The 15711-nt window shown below is 55.9% G+C and carries 12 protein-coding genes; 8 read left to right on the top strand and 4 right to left on the bottom strand.

Annotation, left to right across the window (positions count from 1 at the left end; genetic code table 11):
• The first annotated feature begins 148 nt into the window (after positions 1–148).
• Positions 149–1291 (top strand): acyltransferase family protein, encoded by a 1143-nt coding sequence (locus QMX88_RS00985; RefSeq protein ID WP_282365448.1) that lies wholly within the window; start codon positions 149–151, stop codon positions 1289–1291.
• Positions 1292–1444: 153 nt separating this feature from the next.
• Positions 1445–2500 carry an acyltransferase family protein gene (locus tag QMX88_RS00980; protein ID WP_282365447.1) on the top strand — a complete coding sequence of 352 codons (1056 nt, stop codon included), beginning with the start codon at positions 1445–1447 and terminating at the stop codon, positions 2498–2500.
• Positions 2501–2565: 65 nt separating this feature from the next.
• Here the strand turns inward: QMX88_RS00980 and gyrB are convergent, their stop codons facing one another.
• From gyrB to dnaA, 4 genes are read right to left on the bottom strand one after another with little or no spacing between them, the layout of a single operon-like run.
• Positions 2566–4983, bottom strand: a complete 2418-nt coding sequence (gyrB, locus tag QMX88_RS00975; protein WP_282365446.1) for a DNA topoisomerase (ATP-hydrolyzing) subunit B — start codon at positions 4981–4983, stop codon at positions 2566–2568.
• A gap of 4 nt (positions 4984–4987) precedes the next feature.
• Positions 4988–6091: a DNA replication/repair protein RecF gene (gene recF, locus QMX88_RS00970; RefSeq protein ID WP_282365445.1), complete on the bottom strand. Its 1104-nt coding sequence runs from the start codon at positions 6089–6091 to the stop codon at positions 4988–4990.
• A gap of 13 nt (positions 6092–6104) precedes the next feature.
• Positions 6105–7208, bottom strand: a complete 1104-nt coding sequence (dnaN, locus tag QMX88_RS00965; RefSeq protein ID WP_065988045.1) for a DNA polymerase III subunit beta — start codon at positions 7206–7208, stop codon at positions 6105–6107.
• A 35-nt stretch (positions 7209–7243) separates the two neighbouring features.
• On the bottom strand, positions 7244–8779 hold the full coding sequence (dnaA, locus tag QMX88_RS00960; protein WP_282365444.1) for a chromosomal replication initiator protein DnaA: 1536 nt from the start codon (positions 8777–8779) through the stop codon (positions 7244–7246).
• A 584-nt stretch (positions 8780–9363) separates the two neighbouring features.
• On the opposite strand from dnaA, the gene rpmH reads away from it, so the two are divergent.
• From rpmH to mnmG, 6 genes are all read left to right on the top strand, one after another.
• The gene (gene rpmH, locus QMX88_RS00955; RefSeq protein WP_002551315.1) at positions 9364–9498 is read left to right on the top strand and encodes a 50S ribosomal protein L34; all 135 of its coding nucleotides are present in this window, start codon (positions 9364–9366) and stop codon (positions 9496–9498) included.
• Between the two features lie 16 nt (positions 9499–9514).
• Complete coding sequence (rnpA, locus tag QMX88_RS00950; protein ID WP_122534378.1) at positions 9515–9916, top strand: ribonuclease P protein component; 402 nt, start codon at positions 9515–9517, stop codon at positions 9914–9916.
• Entirely contained in the window at positions 9909–10154 is a 246-nt protein-coding gene (gene yidD, locus QMX88_RS00945; protein WP_074886126.1) for a membrane protein insertion efficiency factor YidD, read from the top strand. Before rnpA ends, yidD begins: the two co-directional genes overlap by 8 nt.
• 2 nt (positions 10155–10156) lie before the next feature.
• The gene (gene yidC / locus QMX88_RS00940) at positions 10157–11836 is read left to right on the top strand and encodes a membrane protein insertase YidC (protein ID WP_192174389.1); all 1680 of its coding nucleotides are present in this window, start codon (positions 10157–10159) and stop codon (positions 11834–11836) included.
• Between the two features lie 78 nt (positions 11837–11914).
• Positions 11915–13285, top strand: coding sequence for a tRNA uridine-5-carboxymethylaminomethyl(34) synthesis GTPase MnmE (gene mnmE, locus QMX88_RS00935; protein ID WP_282365443.1), 1371 nt, complete (start codon positions 11915–11917; stop codon positions 13283–13285).
• Between the two features lie 524 nt (positions 13286–13809).
• Positions 13810–15708 carry a tRNA uridine-5-carboxymethylaminomethyl(34) synthesis enzyme MnmG gene (gene mnmG / locus QMX88_RS00930; protein ID WP_282365442.1) on the top strand — a complete coding sequence of 633 codons (1899 nt, stop codon included), beginning with the start codon at positions 13810–13812 and terminating at the stop codon, positions 15706–15708.
• Positions 15709–15711: the final 3 nt, after the last annotated feature.

The raw sequence follows: 15711 nt of genomic DNA, 5'->3' as shown, positions 1-15711 counted from the left end.
TGCAGGTAATCCGCGTCCCGATTAGGGATGCCAATTAGACGCGCGCCACGCCCGGTGTATCGTTCACGCTCAACACCATTTCCAACCCTCGCGATATCGCGCGTCTCCGACAGCGTGAGCGTCACAGCGGTGAATGGATCGAACCGACATGACCCTGATCGCGCGCGGAGGCAGTATGAATACGTTGGGTGACCTGGCGTCCAGACGAAACAACAACTTCAACCTGATCAGAATGCTTGCCGCCACTGCGGTACTAATCTCCCACAGTTACCCTCTCGCACTCGGCCATGATGCGGTCGAGCCGCTCTCGGACTGGATTGGCCTTTCCCTCGGGGAACTGGCAGTAATCACATTCTTCTGCGTCTCCGGCTTTTTTATCTCGCTTAGCCGTGATCGCGCCGGCAGTACGGTGGATTTCTTCACTGCTCGGTTTTTGCGCATCTACCCTGGTCTGACACTCGTGCTGCTGCTCAGCGCGTTTCTGATCGGGCCGTTGTTTACGACACTGAGTGCGTCGGAATATTTCCGGTCAGGTGAAACATACGGTTATCTGACCCACAATTTGACGCTCTTCAGCATGAAATTCCAGCTCCCAGGCGTGTTCGAGAACACCCCTTGGCCCGGCATCAATGGGTCGCTGTGGACGCTCTTCTATGAGGTCGCTCTCTACATTCTGGTCGGCACGCTTGGCGCATTAGCCTTTTTCAACGAAGGGCGTAAGTTCACCGGCTTTCTACTGTGTTACGCGGCGCTGTACGTCGCCTTCAAATGCTTGACGTTGAGCAGCGCTCTGCTCAATGACTTCCACCGTGCCGAGTTTTTCTTCAGGTGGAGTTTACCGTTTGTGCTGGGCATGTCCTTCTATCGATATCGTCATCACATCGCGCATCGATTCATCGGCTTCCTGCCTTTTGCCGTATTAGCCGCCTGCACATGGCGCACGCCGTATTTCTTCGAGTGCTTTACCGTGGCGTGGACGTATCTGATTTTCTACCTCGGGTTTGCAACCCACCCGGTGGTCGACCGTTACAACCAGCTGGGTGATTACTCCTACGGCGTTTATATCTATGCCTTCCCGATTCAGGAAATCCTCGCCCACCTGCTCAAAGGTATCGGCGCCGCCAGCATGATGCTGCTCGCGTTCCCGCTTGCGTTAGCGGCAGCGGTGTTCTCCTGGCATTTCATCGAGAAGCCAGCCATGGCCTGGCGCCGTGGGCTGACTACGGTTCTGGGCAGTGGAATGGACACCATGAAAACCCGCTGGGCGAGAACCGGGAAGCGCACTGCATAACGACCTGCGTACCGAAAGATCGGATTAACGCATCCAGTATCGATTCAACAGGGAGTTGGGGATGATGAGGTTTCAAGTGCTGGACGGCTTTAGGGGCATCTGCGCACTCAGCGTTGCGGTCCGTCACATCCACATTCCACAGAGCTTCGGCGAGTGGGCGTTCTTCAGGAATGCTCATTATTGGTGAGCTTTTTCTTTGTCCTGAGCGGATTCGTCATGGTCCACACCTACGGACAGGGGCTCGCAACGACGGACCAGTTCAGGCAGTTCTTTATCACCCGCACCTTCCGACTGTACCCCCTGCACGTCTTTGTGCTCGTGCTCGCCATCGCATTGGAGGTGATGAAGCTGGCCGCAGAGCATGCTGGCATAGCGTTCAATCAGCCGAGCTTCACCGGACAGCGCGCGCCCCAGGAAATCATCCCCAACCTGCTTCTGTTGCAATCGTGGTGGCCGGGATTCAATCCGCAGTCATTCAACTTTCCGGCGTGGAGCATCAGTGTCGAGTACTACATCTACATGATCTTCGCGGGGATACTCTTGTGTACGCCACGCCTTGCCACGCTGATATTTCTGATGATCTCGTTGGTAGCTGCGGTGTGTTTGTCCTTGGGACTTGGCTCTCTGGTGGAGCCCGCATTGCAGGGACTGTCCTGTTTCTTTGCAGGGGTGATGACCTATCACCTCTATCAGGTTATCCACACCAAGAGCATTTCGCGCTGGCGGCACACTGGCCTGGAAGTAGTCGGGATTTGCCTCACAGTGAGTGTGCTGGTGAGTAACATCGATCACAAACAGATCGGTCTGATGCTGGTGTTCTGCGCGGTCATGTTGATTTTCTCCTTCGAGGGAGGGGTGATCTCGACCTTGCTGAAAGCTCGCCCGTTCGAGAAGCTGGGCGTGCTGTCCTACTCGATCTACATGACCCATGCGATGGTACTGTTCGCTTTCACCCTGGCCATGCTTCTTTTAGGAAAAGTCGTCGGCCACACCTTTGTCACTTACGCTGCTGCGGCGCCAGGCCCGACGCTTTCATTCAATAACGCAATGGCCGATAACTTCCTGCTGCTTGGCCTGTTAATCATCATCGTGGGCATCTCTGCGGTCAGCTACCGACTCATTGAACAGCGCGGTATCGAATGGGGCAAACGCTTGAGCAGGAGAGGGCGGGCCCGATCGCCGATTAGTCCAGTCAAGACCGTGAGCTGAAACTCTAGACAAAAAAAGCCCCAATCGATTCGCATCGTTGGGGCTCTTTTCTCAGCGGCTAGACCTTAGAAATCCAGGTTCGACACCGCCAGTGCGTTGGCTTCAATGAAGTCGCGGCGTGGTTCTACTGCATCACCCATCAGGGTGTTGAAGATCTGATCAGCGCCGATGGCGTCTTCGATCGTCACTTTGAGCATGCGCCGCACGCTTGGGTCCATCGTGGTTTCCCACAACTGATCCGGGTTCATTTCACCGAGACCTTTGTAGCGCTGGATGGTGTGGCGCTTGGTGCTCTCTGCCATTAGCCAGGCCAGCGCTTCCTTGAACTCTGTGACCGCTTTCTTGCGCTCGCCACGTTGGACGTAAGCGCCTTCTTCCAGCAGCGTGCTGATCTGAGCACCCAGCGCAGTGACTGTTTTGTAGTCATTGCTACCAAAGAAATCGCGGTTGAACGTCACGTAGTTGGACAGACCATGGGAGATCAGTTCGACCTCTGGCAGCCACACGTTACGCTCGCGGTCTTCACGCAAGCTGGCCTTGTAGACCAGGCCGGATTTCTCACCCACACGCAAACGTTCATCGAACTTCGCCAGCCACTCTTGCATAGCGGCATGATCCGACAACTGCTCCATTGGTACAGCCGGCAGGTAGACGAAGTGCTCGGTCAGCTCTTGCGGGTACAGGCGGGACAGACGTTTCAAGGTCTTCATGACCATACGGAAATCGTGAACCAGTTTCTCCAGTGCTGCACCGGAAATGCCAGGGGCTGATTCGTTCAGGTGCAGGCTCGCATCTTCAAGGGCCGACTGGGTCATGTACTCTTCCATGGCCTCGTCGTCTTTGATGTACTGCTCTTGCTTGCCTTTCTTCACCTTGTACAGCGGCGGCTGGGCAATGTAGATGTAGCCACGCTCAACCAGTTCCGGCAATTGACGGAAGAAGAAGGTCAGCAACAGGGTACGGATGTGCGAACCGTCGACGTCGGCATCGGTCATGATGATGATGTTGTGGTAGCGCAGCTTCTCGATGTTGTATTCGTCACGGCCGATACCGCAGCCCAGTGCCGTGATCAACGTGCCCACTTCCTGGGACGAGATCATCTTGTCGAAGCGCGCCTTTTCCACGTTCAGGATCTTGCCCTTGAGTGGCAGGATGGCCTGAGTCTTACGGTTCCGTCCCTGCTTGGCGGAGCCGCCAGCAGAGTCACCTTCCACGAGATAGAGTTCGGAAAGGGCAGGGTCCTTTTCCTGGCAGTCAGCCAGTTTGCCGGGCAGGCCTGCAATATCCAGCGCACCTTTGCGGCGAGTCATCTCACGGGCTTTACGCGCAGCTTCACGAGCACGTGCTGCGTCGATCATCTTGCCGACGACGGCTTTCGCTTCGTTCGGGTTCTCGAGCAGGAAATCAGAGAAGTATTTGCCCATCTCCTGTTCAACCGCGGTCTTCACTTCCGAAGACACCAGCTTGTCTTTCGTCTGCGAGCTGAACTTTGGATCAGGGACTTTGACGGAGATAATCGCCGTCAGGCCTTCACGCGCATCGTCGCCGGTGGTGGCGACTTTGTGCTTCTTCGCCAGACCTTCCTGCTCGATGTAGTTGTTCAGGTTACGCGTCAGGGCAGAACGGAAACCCACGAGGTGGGTACCGCCGTCGCGCTGCGGAATGTTGTTGGTGAAGCACAGCAGGTTTTCGTTGAAGCTGTCATTCCACTGCAGAGCAATCTCTACGCCGATGCCGTCTTCACGCTGGATGTTGAAGTGAAAGACCTGGTTCACAGGCGTCTTGTTGGTGTTCAGGTATTCAACGAATGCCCGCAGACCGCCTTCATATTTGAACAGCTCTTCCTTGCCGCTACGCTCGTCTTTAAGGACGATACCCACGCCGGAGTTCAGGAAAGACAGCTCACGAATCCGCTTGGCCAGAATGTCCCAGCTGAAGTGAATATTCTTGAAGGTTTCAGAGGAAGGCTTGAAGTGAATCTCAGTACCCGTGGTGTCACTTTCGCCAACGATTTGCATCGGTTCTTGTGGAACACCGTGTACGTACGTCTGTTCCCAGACTTTTCCACTACGGCGAACGGTGAGATTCAAAACCTCGGACAGCGCGTTGACGACTGACACGCCAACACCGTGCAGACCGCCAGATACCTTGTAGGAGTTATCGTCAAACTTACCGCCGGCGTGCAACACAGTCATGATGACTTCGGCAGCGGACACGCCTTCTTCTTTGTGCACATCAACCGGAATGCCACGACCGTTGTCGCGAACAGTGATCGACTCATCCGGATGAATGATGATGCTTATGTCGTCACAGTGACCGGCCAGCGCCTCGTCGATCGAGTTGTCCACAACCTCGAACACCATATGGTGGAGGCCGCTGCCATCGTCTGTGTCGCCGATATACATACCAGGACGTTTGCGTACGGCATCGAGCCCTTTCAGCACTTTAATACTGGTCGAGTCGTACGTTTGGTTTTCGCTCATGCCTTCACTCCCGGTGGTCGTGGGTCTGGGTGATATTGCCGTGTTCCACGTGGAACAAAGCAACTGGCGTTTCCGTCTGCCAGCCTTCCCTCAACAATTCATGATCTACGCAGGTGATGAATACCTGGCAGCGTAATTCTTCCAGCAGGCGACATAGCGCACTGCGGTGATTCTCATCGAGCTCTGATGGCAGATCGTCGACGAGGTAAATACATTGGCCACGACGGGCCGTACTGACTAAATGTCCCTGAGCAATGCGGAGGGCGCAGACCACGAGTTTCTGTTGCCCGCGAGAAAGAATGTCCGCCGCGTTGTGACCGCCGAGTCGCAGCCGTAAATCTGCGCGTTGAGGCCCTGCCTGGGTGTGACCCATCTGCTGATCACGGTAGAGGGACGATGCGAGTACGTCATTCAAGTTTTTTTCCTTGTCCCATCCTCGATAGTAACTAAGCGTCAGCCCATCGATCTGAACAAGCTCACTCAGGGTTTGCTCGAACACCGGCTTCAGCGCCTTGATATAGGCGCGCCGAAACTCGTCAATTTCATCGCTCGCAAGGCACAGCTCACGGTCCCATGCGGCCTGTGAAGCGGCGTCAAGTGTACCATGGCGAAGCCACGAGTTCCGCTGCCTGAGGGCCTTCTGAAGCCGCTGCCAAGTCGACATAAAACGAGGTTCCACGTGGAACACTCCCCAATCCAGAAACTGACGCCGGATCTTGGGAGCACCTTCAAGCAGCCGGAAGCTGTCGGGATTGATCAGCTGCAGTGGCAACGTCTCGGCGAGTTGCGCGGCACTTTTCGCATTCTGACCATCGATGCGAATCTGAAAATCCCCCTGACGGTCACGTGAGACGCCAAGACTGCTGTGGCCACCTTCAGCGAGTTCAACCTGGCCAAAGACCGTGCATGCAGGTTGTTCGTATTGAATGACCGGTTGCAGCCGAACGCTGCGGAAGGAGCGCGCCAAACCGAGTAGATAGATGGCTTCCAGGAAACTGGTTTTCCCACTGCCGTTAGCGCCGTACAAGATGTTAATGCGGGGAGAAGGGGAGAAGGTCACCGGGTGGAGATTGCGCACCCCGGTGACCGAGACGCGGCTAAGAGACATTAATCAACTGCTGTTACAGACGCATCGGCATAACGACATAGGCCGAGTCGTCATTGCCGGACTCCTGCACCAAGGCGCTGCTGTTCGAATCCGAAAGAATCAGACGGACTTGCTCTGTGGTCATGACACCCAGTACATCGAGCAGATAGCTAACGTTAAATCCGATCTCGAGTGAGCTGCCGTTGTAGTCGACGCTGATTTCTTCCTCGGCTTCTTCCTGCTCGGGGTTGTTCGCTTGAATCTTCAGCTGACCGTTTGCCAACTGAAGGCGGATACCCCGATACTTCTCGTTAGAGAGAATCGCGGTACGGCTGAACGCCTCGCGCAGCGCCTGACGATCGCCTACGACCAGCTTGTCGCCGCCCTTGGGCAAGACTCGCTCATAGTCAGGGAATTTACCGTCAACCAGTTTCGATGTGAACGTGAACTCACCGGTGGTCGCACGAATATGGTGCTGACCCAGCACGATACTGACCAGACCATCTTGCTCGGTCAGCAGTCGTGCCAGTTCAAGGATGCCCTTACGCGGGACGATCACCTGGTGGCGGTCAGCCTGCTCGATCTCTGCAGCCATGGAACACATCGCCAGACGGTGACCATCAGTTGCGACCGCGCGAAGAATGCCAGACTGGACCTCAAGCAGCATGCCGTTTAGATAGTAGCGTACGTCCTGCTGAGCCATGGCAAAGCTGGTGCGCTCGATCAACCGGCGCAGTTTGCTTTGAACAAGGCTGAACGTAAGCGAGCCCGGGCCTTCCTCGACGGTTGGGAAGTCGTTGGCAGGCAGGGTGGACAGCGTGAAGCGACTACGGCCTGCTTTAACGATCAGCTTCTGCTCATCGAGCTTGATGTCGATAAGGGCGTCATTGGGAATGCTTTTGCAGATGTCCATCAGCTTGCGCGCAGGAACGGTGATTTCCCCCGGCTCTGCAGGCTCTTCCAGTTGGACGCGGCCGACCAGCTCGACTTCCAGGTCAGTACCAGTCAAAGACAACTGCTGGCCCTCTACGACCAGGAGCACATTTGACAGAACCGGCAAGGTCTGACGGCGTTCGACAACGCCCGCGACCAGTTGCAGGGGTTTCAACAGGGCTTCGCGTTGAATGGTGAAATGCATGGTCTAGTCCCTTGCCTTGATAAGCTGCGTTGGCATCACGTTGTCAAAGTCCGCAGCAGGTTCTTGTAGTCCTCGCGGATGTCCGCATCGGATTCTTTCAATTCGTTGATCTTCCGGCACGCATGCAACACGGTTGTGTGGTCGCGGCCGCCAAACACATCGCCGATTTCGGGAAGGCTGTGGTTGGTCAGTTCCTTGGACAATGCCATTGCCACTTGTCGCGGTCGCGCGACAGATCTGGAACGGCGTTTGGACAGCAGGTCGGAGATCTTGATCTTGTAGTACTCAGCAACAGTCCGCTGAATGTTATCCACACTCACCAGCTTGTCCTGCAACGCGAGCAAGTCCTTCAACGACTCCCGGATGAGCTCGATCGTGATGTCCCGGCCCATGAAGTGTGAGTGAGCGATGACGCGCTTCAGCGCACCCTCGAGCTCACGCACATTGGATCGGATGCGCTGCGCGATGAAGAACGCGGCGTCATGAGGGAGGTCGACCTTCGCCTGATCCGCCTTCTTCATCAAAATCGCCACCCGTGTTTCCAGCTCAGGCGGCTCGACCGCGACCGTCAGGCCCCAACCGAAACGAGACTTCAGGCGCTCTTCCAGGCCTTCAATCTCTTTAGGGTAGCGGTCACTCGTTAGAATAACCTGCTGACCCCCTTCGAGAAGGGCGTTAAAGGTGTGGAAAAATTCTTCCTGGGAACGCTCTTTGCGGGCAAAGAATTGAATGTCATCGATCAGCAGTGCATCGACTGAGCGATAGAAGCGTTTGAACTCATTAATTGCGTTGAGCTGCAACGCCTTGACCATATCCGCGACAAAACGCTCGGAGTGCAGATACACAACTTTGGCATTCGGGTTTTTCTTGAGCAGGTGGTTACCCACAGCGTGCATCAAGTGAGTTTTACCCAAGCCCACGCCGCCATACAGGAAGAGAGGGTTATAGCCATGCTTGGGATTGTCCGCTACCTGCCAGGCGGCCGCCCGGGCCAGTTGGTTGGACTTACCTTCGACAAAGTTTTCGAACGTGAATGTCCTGTTCAGATAGCTGGTGTGCTTCAGCGCGCCTTCAACCTGAACATTACGCTGCTCGGCGCGAGCAGGGGCTTGCTGAGAACTGGCGCCAGCCATTGGATCGAAGCTCGCCCGGGAGGGCTCGTCTTCGACATTCAAAGAGGTCTGAATCATCGGAGCAGGCGTCACGACGGACTGCGGTGCCCGTGAGGCCACTGGCGCTTCGCTGGTGGTTGCCAGCTGAGCGGCCTGAGATGCGGCGGCGGCTGCAGCGAGCGGTGCGTTCGGGGCCGCACGGGGCGCCGAGCTACGCTTGCTACCTATTAATAAGGAAAGCGCCGGTGTGACTCCCTGACCGTGCTCGCCCAGCAGCTCGAGCAATCGACCCAGGTACTTCTCATTGACCCAGTCCAGCACAAATCGGTTGGGCGCATACACGCGCAGTTCGTCACCTTCGGCTTCAACCTGTAACGGACGGATCCAGGTGTTAAATTGCTGGGCAGGCAGCTCATCGCGCAAAAGCTCAACGCATTGCTGCCAAAGTTCCACTGACACAAATATCCCCTAGATTCTGAAGCCGGCGCGGCAAAAACAAGCGGCCATTGTAACCACCCGTAGCGGACTTATCCACATGAAGGTAGGGCACCAAGGCATCAAACCCGACAGAAATCCCTGAAAAGAACGATCGCCGGTGGATAGTTAAGGTCTGTGGATAACCCATCCTCAGCTCGTTGCATAACCCCCGCCTGAAACCTGTGGATAAAGCACCTGTGCATAACTACACATTCTATACACAGGTTGTAGCCAGCTGCCGCACAACCGCAGCACCGCTTGTGGACAGACTTTCTTCGCTCTGTACATAAAGCGCTACGTGGCCTGCAGAACCTTATCCACAGAAATTCTCGCCCTAAGCTTTTATAAGCTTTACAAAGAAGCTTTAAATACCTTCCTTCTTTATTTCTATATTTACGTTTCAAGAATGCCTCGTCCGATCGCTCGCTGTCGATGGAATGCACTCAGCAAGTAAATGGAAGAAACGTTGGTTGGAAATTGACCTACGTGCCCGCTTTCTCTAGAATCCCCGGTCTCTTAAAACGGGGGCCATTCCGGCCCGTTGTGGACGAACCAGGTAACACGCCATGAAACGTACTTTCCAACCCAGCACTATCAAGCGCGCTCGCACCCACGGTTTCCGTGCTCGTATGGCCACCAAAAACGGTCGCGCAGTTCTGTCGCGTCGTCGCGCCAAAGGCCGTAAGCGTCTGGCAGTTTGATTAATCGGCACAGGTGGTGAGTCAGGACTTCAGTCGGGAAAAGCGTTTGCTGACACCCCGGCATTTCAAGGCAGTCTTTGACTCCCCCACCGGCAAGGTTCCGGGGAAAAATCTCCTGCTCCTTGTGCGCAACAACGACCTTGATCATCCCCGTCTCGGGCTGGTGATCGGGAAGAAGAGCGTGAAGCTCTCCGTCGAGCGCAACCGTTTGAAACGCCTGATGCGTGAGTCGTTTCGCCTTCACCAGGACAACCTGGTCGGATGGGATATCGTCGTCGTCGCACGCAAAGGCTTGGGTGACATTGAAAACCCCGAATTGATTCAGCATTTCGGCAAGCTCTGGAAACGTCTGGCGCGCAGCCGGCCCGATCCCGAACTTAAAACCGAAACTGCGGGGGTAGACAGTCCTGATGCGTAAACTGGCGCTCGTTCCGATCCAGTTTTACCGCTATGCCATCAGTCCTCTGATGGCCAGTCACTGTCGTTTCTACCCCAGTTGCTCCTGCTACGCGTACGAGGCCATTGAAAATTATGGTCTGGTGCGCGGTGGCTGGCTGACCTTACGTCGCTTAGGTCGGTGTCATCCGTGGAATCCCGGTGGTTATGACCCGGTTCCACCTGCTCCCACCTCCCGTTCCTCTTCGATGGCCGAGTAATCATGGATATTAAACGCACGATCCTGATCGTCGCCCTGGCAATCGTGACCTATGTCGGTGTCCTGAAATGGAACCAGGACTACGGTCAGGCTGCCTTGCCGACTCAGAATGTTGCTGCCAACACCAATACATCCGCTATTCCTGATGCTCCGCAAGGTTCAGCGACTGCCAATGCAGACGTTCCTAGCGCTACCGGCGAAGTGGCTGCGCCGGCGGAAATGCCGGTGGCCACCAGCAAAGACCTGATACAGGTGAAGACAGACGTCCTCAATCTGGAGATTGATCCGGTAGGCGGCGACGTGGTGCAGCTTCGTTTGCCACTTTATCCACGCCGTCAGGATCACCCCGAGATTCCTTTCCAGCTGTTCGATAACGGCGGCGAGCGGATTTTCCTGGCTCAGAGCGGTCTGACTGGCGCGAACGGTCCTGATGCCCGAGCCGCGGGTCGTCCCGTTTATTCGGCTACGCAGAAAAGTTTTCAGCTGGCTGACGGTCAGAACGACCTGGTCGTCGACCTGAAATTCAGCGACGGCGGCGTTAACTACATCAAGCGTTTCACGTTCAAACGCGGCCTGTATGACCTGACCGTTTCTTACGTGATTGACAACCAGAGCGCTCAGCCGTGGAACGGTAACCTGTTCGCACAGCTGAAACGCGATGCGAGCGCTGATCCTTCCTCGACGACTGCCACTGGTACCGCAACCTATCTGGGTGCTGCCATGTGGACACCTTCGGAACCCTACAAAAAGGTTTCCATGAAGGACATCGACAAAGGGTCGGTGAAGGATACTGTTCAGGGTGGCTGGGTTGCCTGGTTGCAGCATTACTTCGTGACCGCCTGGATTCCGAACAAGACTGACAGCAACACCGTCACCACCCGTAAGGACAGTGCCGGCAATTACATCATCGGTTTCACAGGCCCGGCATTGACGGTCGCACCTGGCGCGAAAGCCGAGACGACTGCAACGCTTTACGCCGGTCCGAAGAGTCAGGCAGTCCTGAAGGAGTTGTCCCCAGGTCTGGAATTGACGGTGGATTACGGGATTCTGTGGTTCATTGCCCAGCCTATTTTCTGGCTGCTGCAACATATCCACAGCATCGTGGGTAACTGGGGCTGGTCGATCATCTTCCTGACCATGCTGATCAAGGGGCTTTTCTTCCCTCTGTCGGCGGCCAGTTACAAATCCATGGCACGCATGCGTGCTGTCGCTCCGCGCCTGGCCGCGCTGAAAGAACAACATGGCGACGATCGTCAGAAGCTTTCTCAGTCGATGATGGAGCTGTACAAGAAAGAGAAGATCAACCCGTTGGGTGGATGCTTGCCAATCCTTGTACAGATGCCGGTGTTCCTGTCGCTGTACTGGGTATTGCTTGAAAGCGTCGAAATGCGCCAGGCACCCTGGCTGCTGTGGATAACCGACCTGTCGATCAAGGACCCGTTCTTTATCCTGCCGATCATCATGGGCGCTACCATGTTCATCCAGCAGCGTTTGAACCCGACACCTCCGGATCCTATGCAGGCCAAGGTCATGAAGCTGATGCCAATCATCTTCACGTTCTTCTTCCTGTGGTTCCCGGCCGGTCTGGTGCTGTACTGGGTAGTGAACAACACCTTGTCCATCACTCAACAGTGGTACATCACCCGCAGCATCGAAGCGAAAGCCAAGAAAGCTGAAGCCTGATCTACCCTGTTAACAAGTTATTCAAAACGCCCCCTCGTGGGGCGTTTTGCTATCCGTCGGTTGCCCAGGAGTCGGCCCATGAACGTACGTTTTGAAACCATTGCGGCCATTGCAACGGCTCCCGGACGAGGAGGCGTCGGTATCGTCCGTATTTCCGGTCCCCAGGCCGGCAAGTGTGCAGAGGCGATTCTCGGCAAACTGCCACAACCTCGGTACGCGCATTACGGCGCCTTCAAGGGAGAAAACGGCGCAGTTATCGACGAAGGCATTGGTCTCTACTTTTCCGGCCCTAACTCATTCACCGGAGAAGACGTGCTCGAGCTTCAAGGGCATGGCGGGCCCGTGGTTCTGGACATGTTGCTGCAACGTTGCGTGCAGTTGGGGTGCCGTCTGGCACGGCCAGGGGAATTCAGTGAGCGCGCATTTCTCAACGACAAGCTCGACCTTGCCCAAGCCGAGGCCATCGCTGACCTTATCGAAGCGAGTTCTGCACAGGCCGCACGTAACGCGTTGAAATCGCTGCAGGGAGCATTTTCCCAGCGAGTGCATGAGCTCACGGAGAAACTGATTAGCCTGCGCACTTATGTCGAAGCAGCAATCGACTTCCCTGAGGAAGAGATCGACTTTCTCGCCGACGGTCATGTTCTGGCTATGCTGGACAACGTTCGCAGTCAGTTATCCACAGTGCTGAACGAAGCCAACCAGGGCGCTTTGCTCAGAGATGGCATGAATGTAGTCATTGCGGGCAGACCCAATGCTGGCAAATCCAGTCTGCTGAACGCACTTGCAGGCAAAGAGGCGGCGATTGTGACTGAGATCGCCGGCACAACCCGTGATGTCCTGCGCGAACATATTCACATTGATGGCATGCCTCTCCACGTCGTGGACACGGCCGGTTTGCGCGACACCGACGATCAGGTGGAGAAGATAGGCGTACAACGCGCACTTCAGGCGATAGGTCAGGCAGACCGCATCTTGCTGGTGGTGGATGCGACAGCGCCAGAGGCGGTCGATCCCTTCGCGTTGTGGCCGGAGTTTCTTGATCAACGACCTGATCCTGCCCATGTCACCTTGATTCGTAACAAGGTCGACCTGAGTGATGAGCCCGTGGAACTGGTGACCAGCATCGATGGCCACGTGACCATCAGTCTCAGCGCCAAGGCTGGTGGTGATGGCGTGGAGCTTCTGCGCGAGCATCTAAAGGCGTGCATGGGGTATCAGCAAACCGCTGAAGGAAGCTTCAGTGCAAGACGTCGCCACCTCGAGGCGCTGCACAAGGCAAGCGCCTCTCTTGAGCATGGTCGCTCGCAGCTGACCCTGGCGGGCGCCGGTGAGTTGCTAGCCGAAGATTTGCGCCAGGCGCAGCAGTCCTTGGGCGAAATTACCGGCGCATTCAGCTCGGACGATTTGCTGGGACGAATTTTCTCCAGCTTCTGCATCGGCAAATAACGCCTCGCTCTATCCCCAGGCAGGTCAATCTCTCCGGATCTGCCCCATCTCGATTCATTCTTCTGACTTTTCCAGGCTCCCAATCAATGGCGGGAGGGCGCAATTGCGCCTCAAGTTCCACTTTTCAGCACCTGTTTGCACCGATAAGCCCTGTGCATAACCGCGGCTAAGCTCGGTTGATAAGCAGGCATCTGAGCTGAGGATAATTCGCCCTGTGGACAACCATCGGTTTAATCCACAGGCTCCAGCAGGTTATCCAAGGGGCTCTTTGGCACATGGACACAGGCTTTTGATTCCCTGTACATCAGGCAATATAAAGCTTTCAGAGCTTTATCCACAGAAATGTGGCTCAGTAGAAATAAACATAAAAACAAAGATCTTATAAATTTCTTTCTTTTTAATTTCTATAACCACCATTCATCCACAGCTGGTTAGATTTTGCGCAACGGGTTTCTTAAGGGGGGGTAAGTCCCTATACTTGCCGCCATTCCTATTCCCCCCAAATAACAGGCACGAGGTGCGTGGTGGATTTCCCTTCCCGTTTTCAAGTGATCGTCATCGGCGGCGGTCATGCCGGTACCGAGGCAGCACTGGCGTCCGCACGTATGGGTGCTACCACCCTGCTGCTTACGCACAACGTGGAAACCCTCGGCCAAATGAGTTGCAACCCGGCCATTGGTGGCATCGGTAAAAGTCATCTGGTCAAAGAGATCGATGCACTGGGCGGTGCGATGGCAACGGCCACTGACAAAAGCGGCATCCAGTTTCGTGTGCTCAACAGCCGTAAAGGCCCAGCAGTCCGGGCGACCCGTGCCCAGGCGGACCGCGTGCTGTACAAGGCAGCGGTCAGAGAAATCATCGAAAACCAGCCCAACCTGTGGATATTCCAGCAGGCATGCGACGACCTGATCGTCGAGCAGGACCAGGTGCGCGGCGTCGTTACCCAGATGGGCCTGCGTTTTCTGGCCGACTCTGTGGTTCTCACCACCGGTACCTTTCTGGGCGGACTTATCCACATCGGTCTGCAGAACTATTCGGGCGGCCGCGCCGGTGATCCGCCGTCCATTGCGCTTGCACGCAGGCTGCGTGAACTACCGCTGAGAGTGGGCCGCCTGAAAACGGGCACACCTCCGCGCATCGATGGCCGATCTGTGGATTTCTCGGTGATGACTGAACAACCGGGTGATACGCCGATTCCCGTGATGTCGTTCATGGGTTCCAAGGCTCAGCACCCGAGCCAGGTCAGCTGCTGGATTACCCACACCAACGCTCGGACCCACGAAATCATCGCGGCCAATCTTGATCGGTCGCCGATGTACTCCGCTGCCGGGGAAATCGAAGGGGTCGGGCCGCGTTATTGCCCGTCGATTGAAGACAAGATCCATCGTTTTGCCGACAAGGAAAGCCATCAGGTGTTTATCGAACCGGAAGGTTTGACGACCCATGAGCTTTATCCAAACGGTATATCGACCTCGCTGCCGTTTGACGTCCAACTGCAGATCGTTCGGTCTATCCGCGGAATGGAAAACGCCCACATCGTGCGGCCTGGCTATGCCATCGAGTACGACTACTTCGATCCGCGCGACCTGAAGTACTGCCTGGAAACCAAGGTTATCGGTGGGTTGTTTTTCGCAGGACAGATCAACGGCACAACCGGTTACGAAGAGGCCGGTGCCCAAGGTTTACTCGCGGGCGCCAACGCAGCGCTTCGGGCTCAAGGCAGGGACAGCTGGTGTCCGCGTCGCGATGAGGCTTACATCGGCGTGTTGGTGGATGACCTGATTACGCTGGGCACCCAGGAGCCGTACCGGATGTTCACCTCGCGTGCCGAGTACCGCTTGATTTTGCGGGAAGACAATGCGGACTTGCGTTTGACCGAACAAGGTCGGGCGCTCGGCTTGGTCGACGATGCCCGCTGGGCGGCGTTCTGTGCCAAGCGTGAAGGCATCGAGTTGGAAGAACAGCGTCTGAAATCCACCTGGATTCGTCCGGGTACCGAGCAGGGCGACGCAGTCTCGGCTCACTTCGGTACCCCGTTGACCCATGAATACAATCTGCTGAATCTGTTGAGCCGTCCCGAAGTGGACTACGCCAGTCTGGTTGCGCTGACCGGTAACGGCTCGCCTGACCCGCAGGTCGCTGAACAAGTCGAAATCAAGACCAAGTACGCCGGTTACATCGACCGTCAGCAAGACGAGATTGCTCGTCTGCGGGCCAGCGAAAACACCCGGCTACCAGCTGATATCGATTACACAGGGATCTCCGGTCTGTCCAAGGAAATCCAGAGCAAGCTGGGGATAACTCGTCCGGAAACGCTGGGCCAGGCCTCGCGGATTCCCGGCGTCACGCCAGCGGCGATTTCTCTGTTGATGATTCATTTGAAAAAACGCGGCGCGGGCCGTCAGTTGGAGCAAAGCGCTTGAGTT

Source organism: Pseudomonas sp. PS02290 (genome assembly GCF_029960075.1).
Taxonomy (GTDB): domain Bacteria; phylum Pseudomonadota; class Gammaproteobacteria; order Pseudomonadales; family Pseudomonadaceae; genus Aquipseudomonas.
This window is presented reverse-complemented; position numbering and strand designations above follow the sequence as displayed.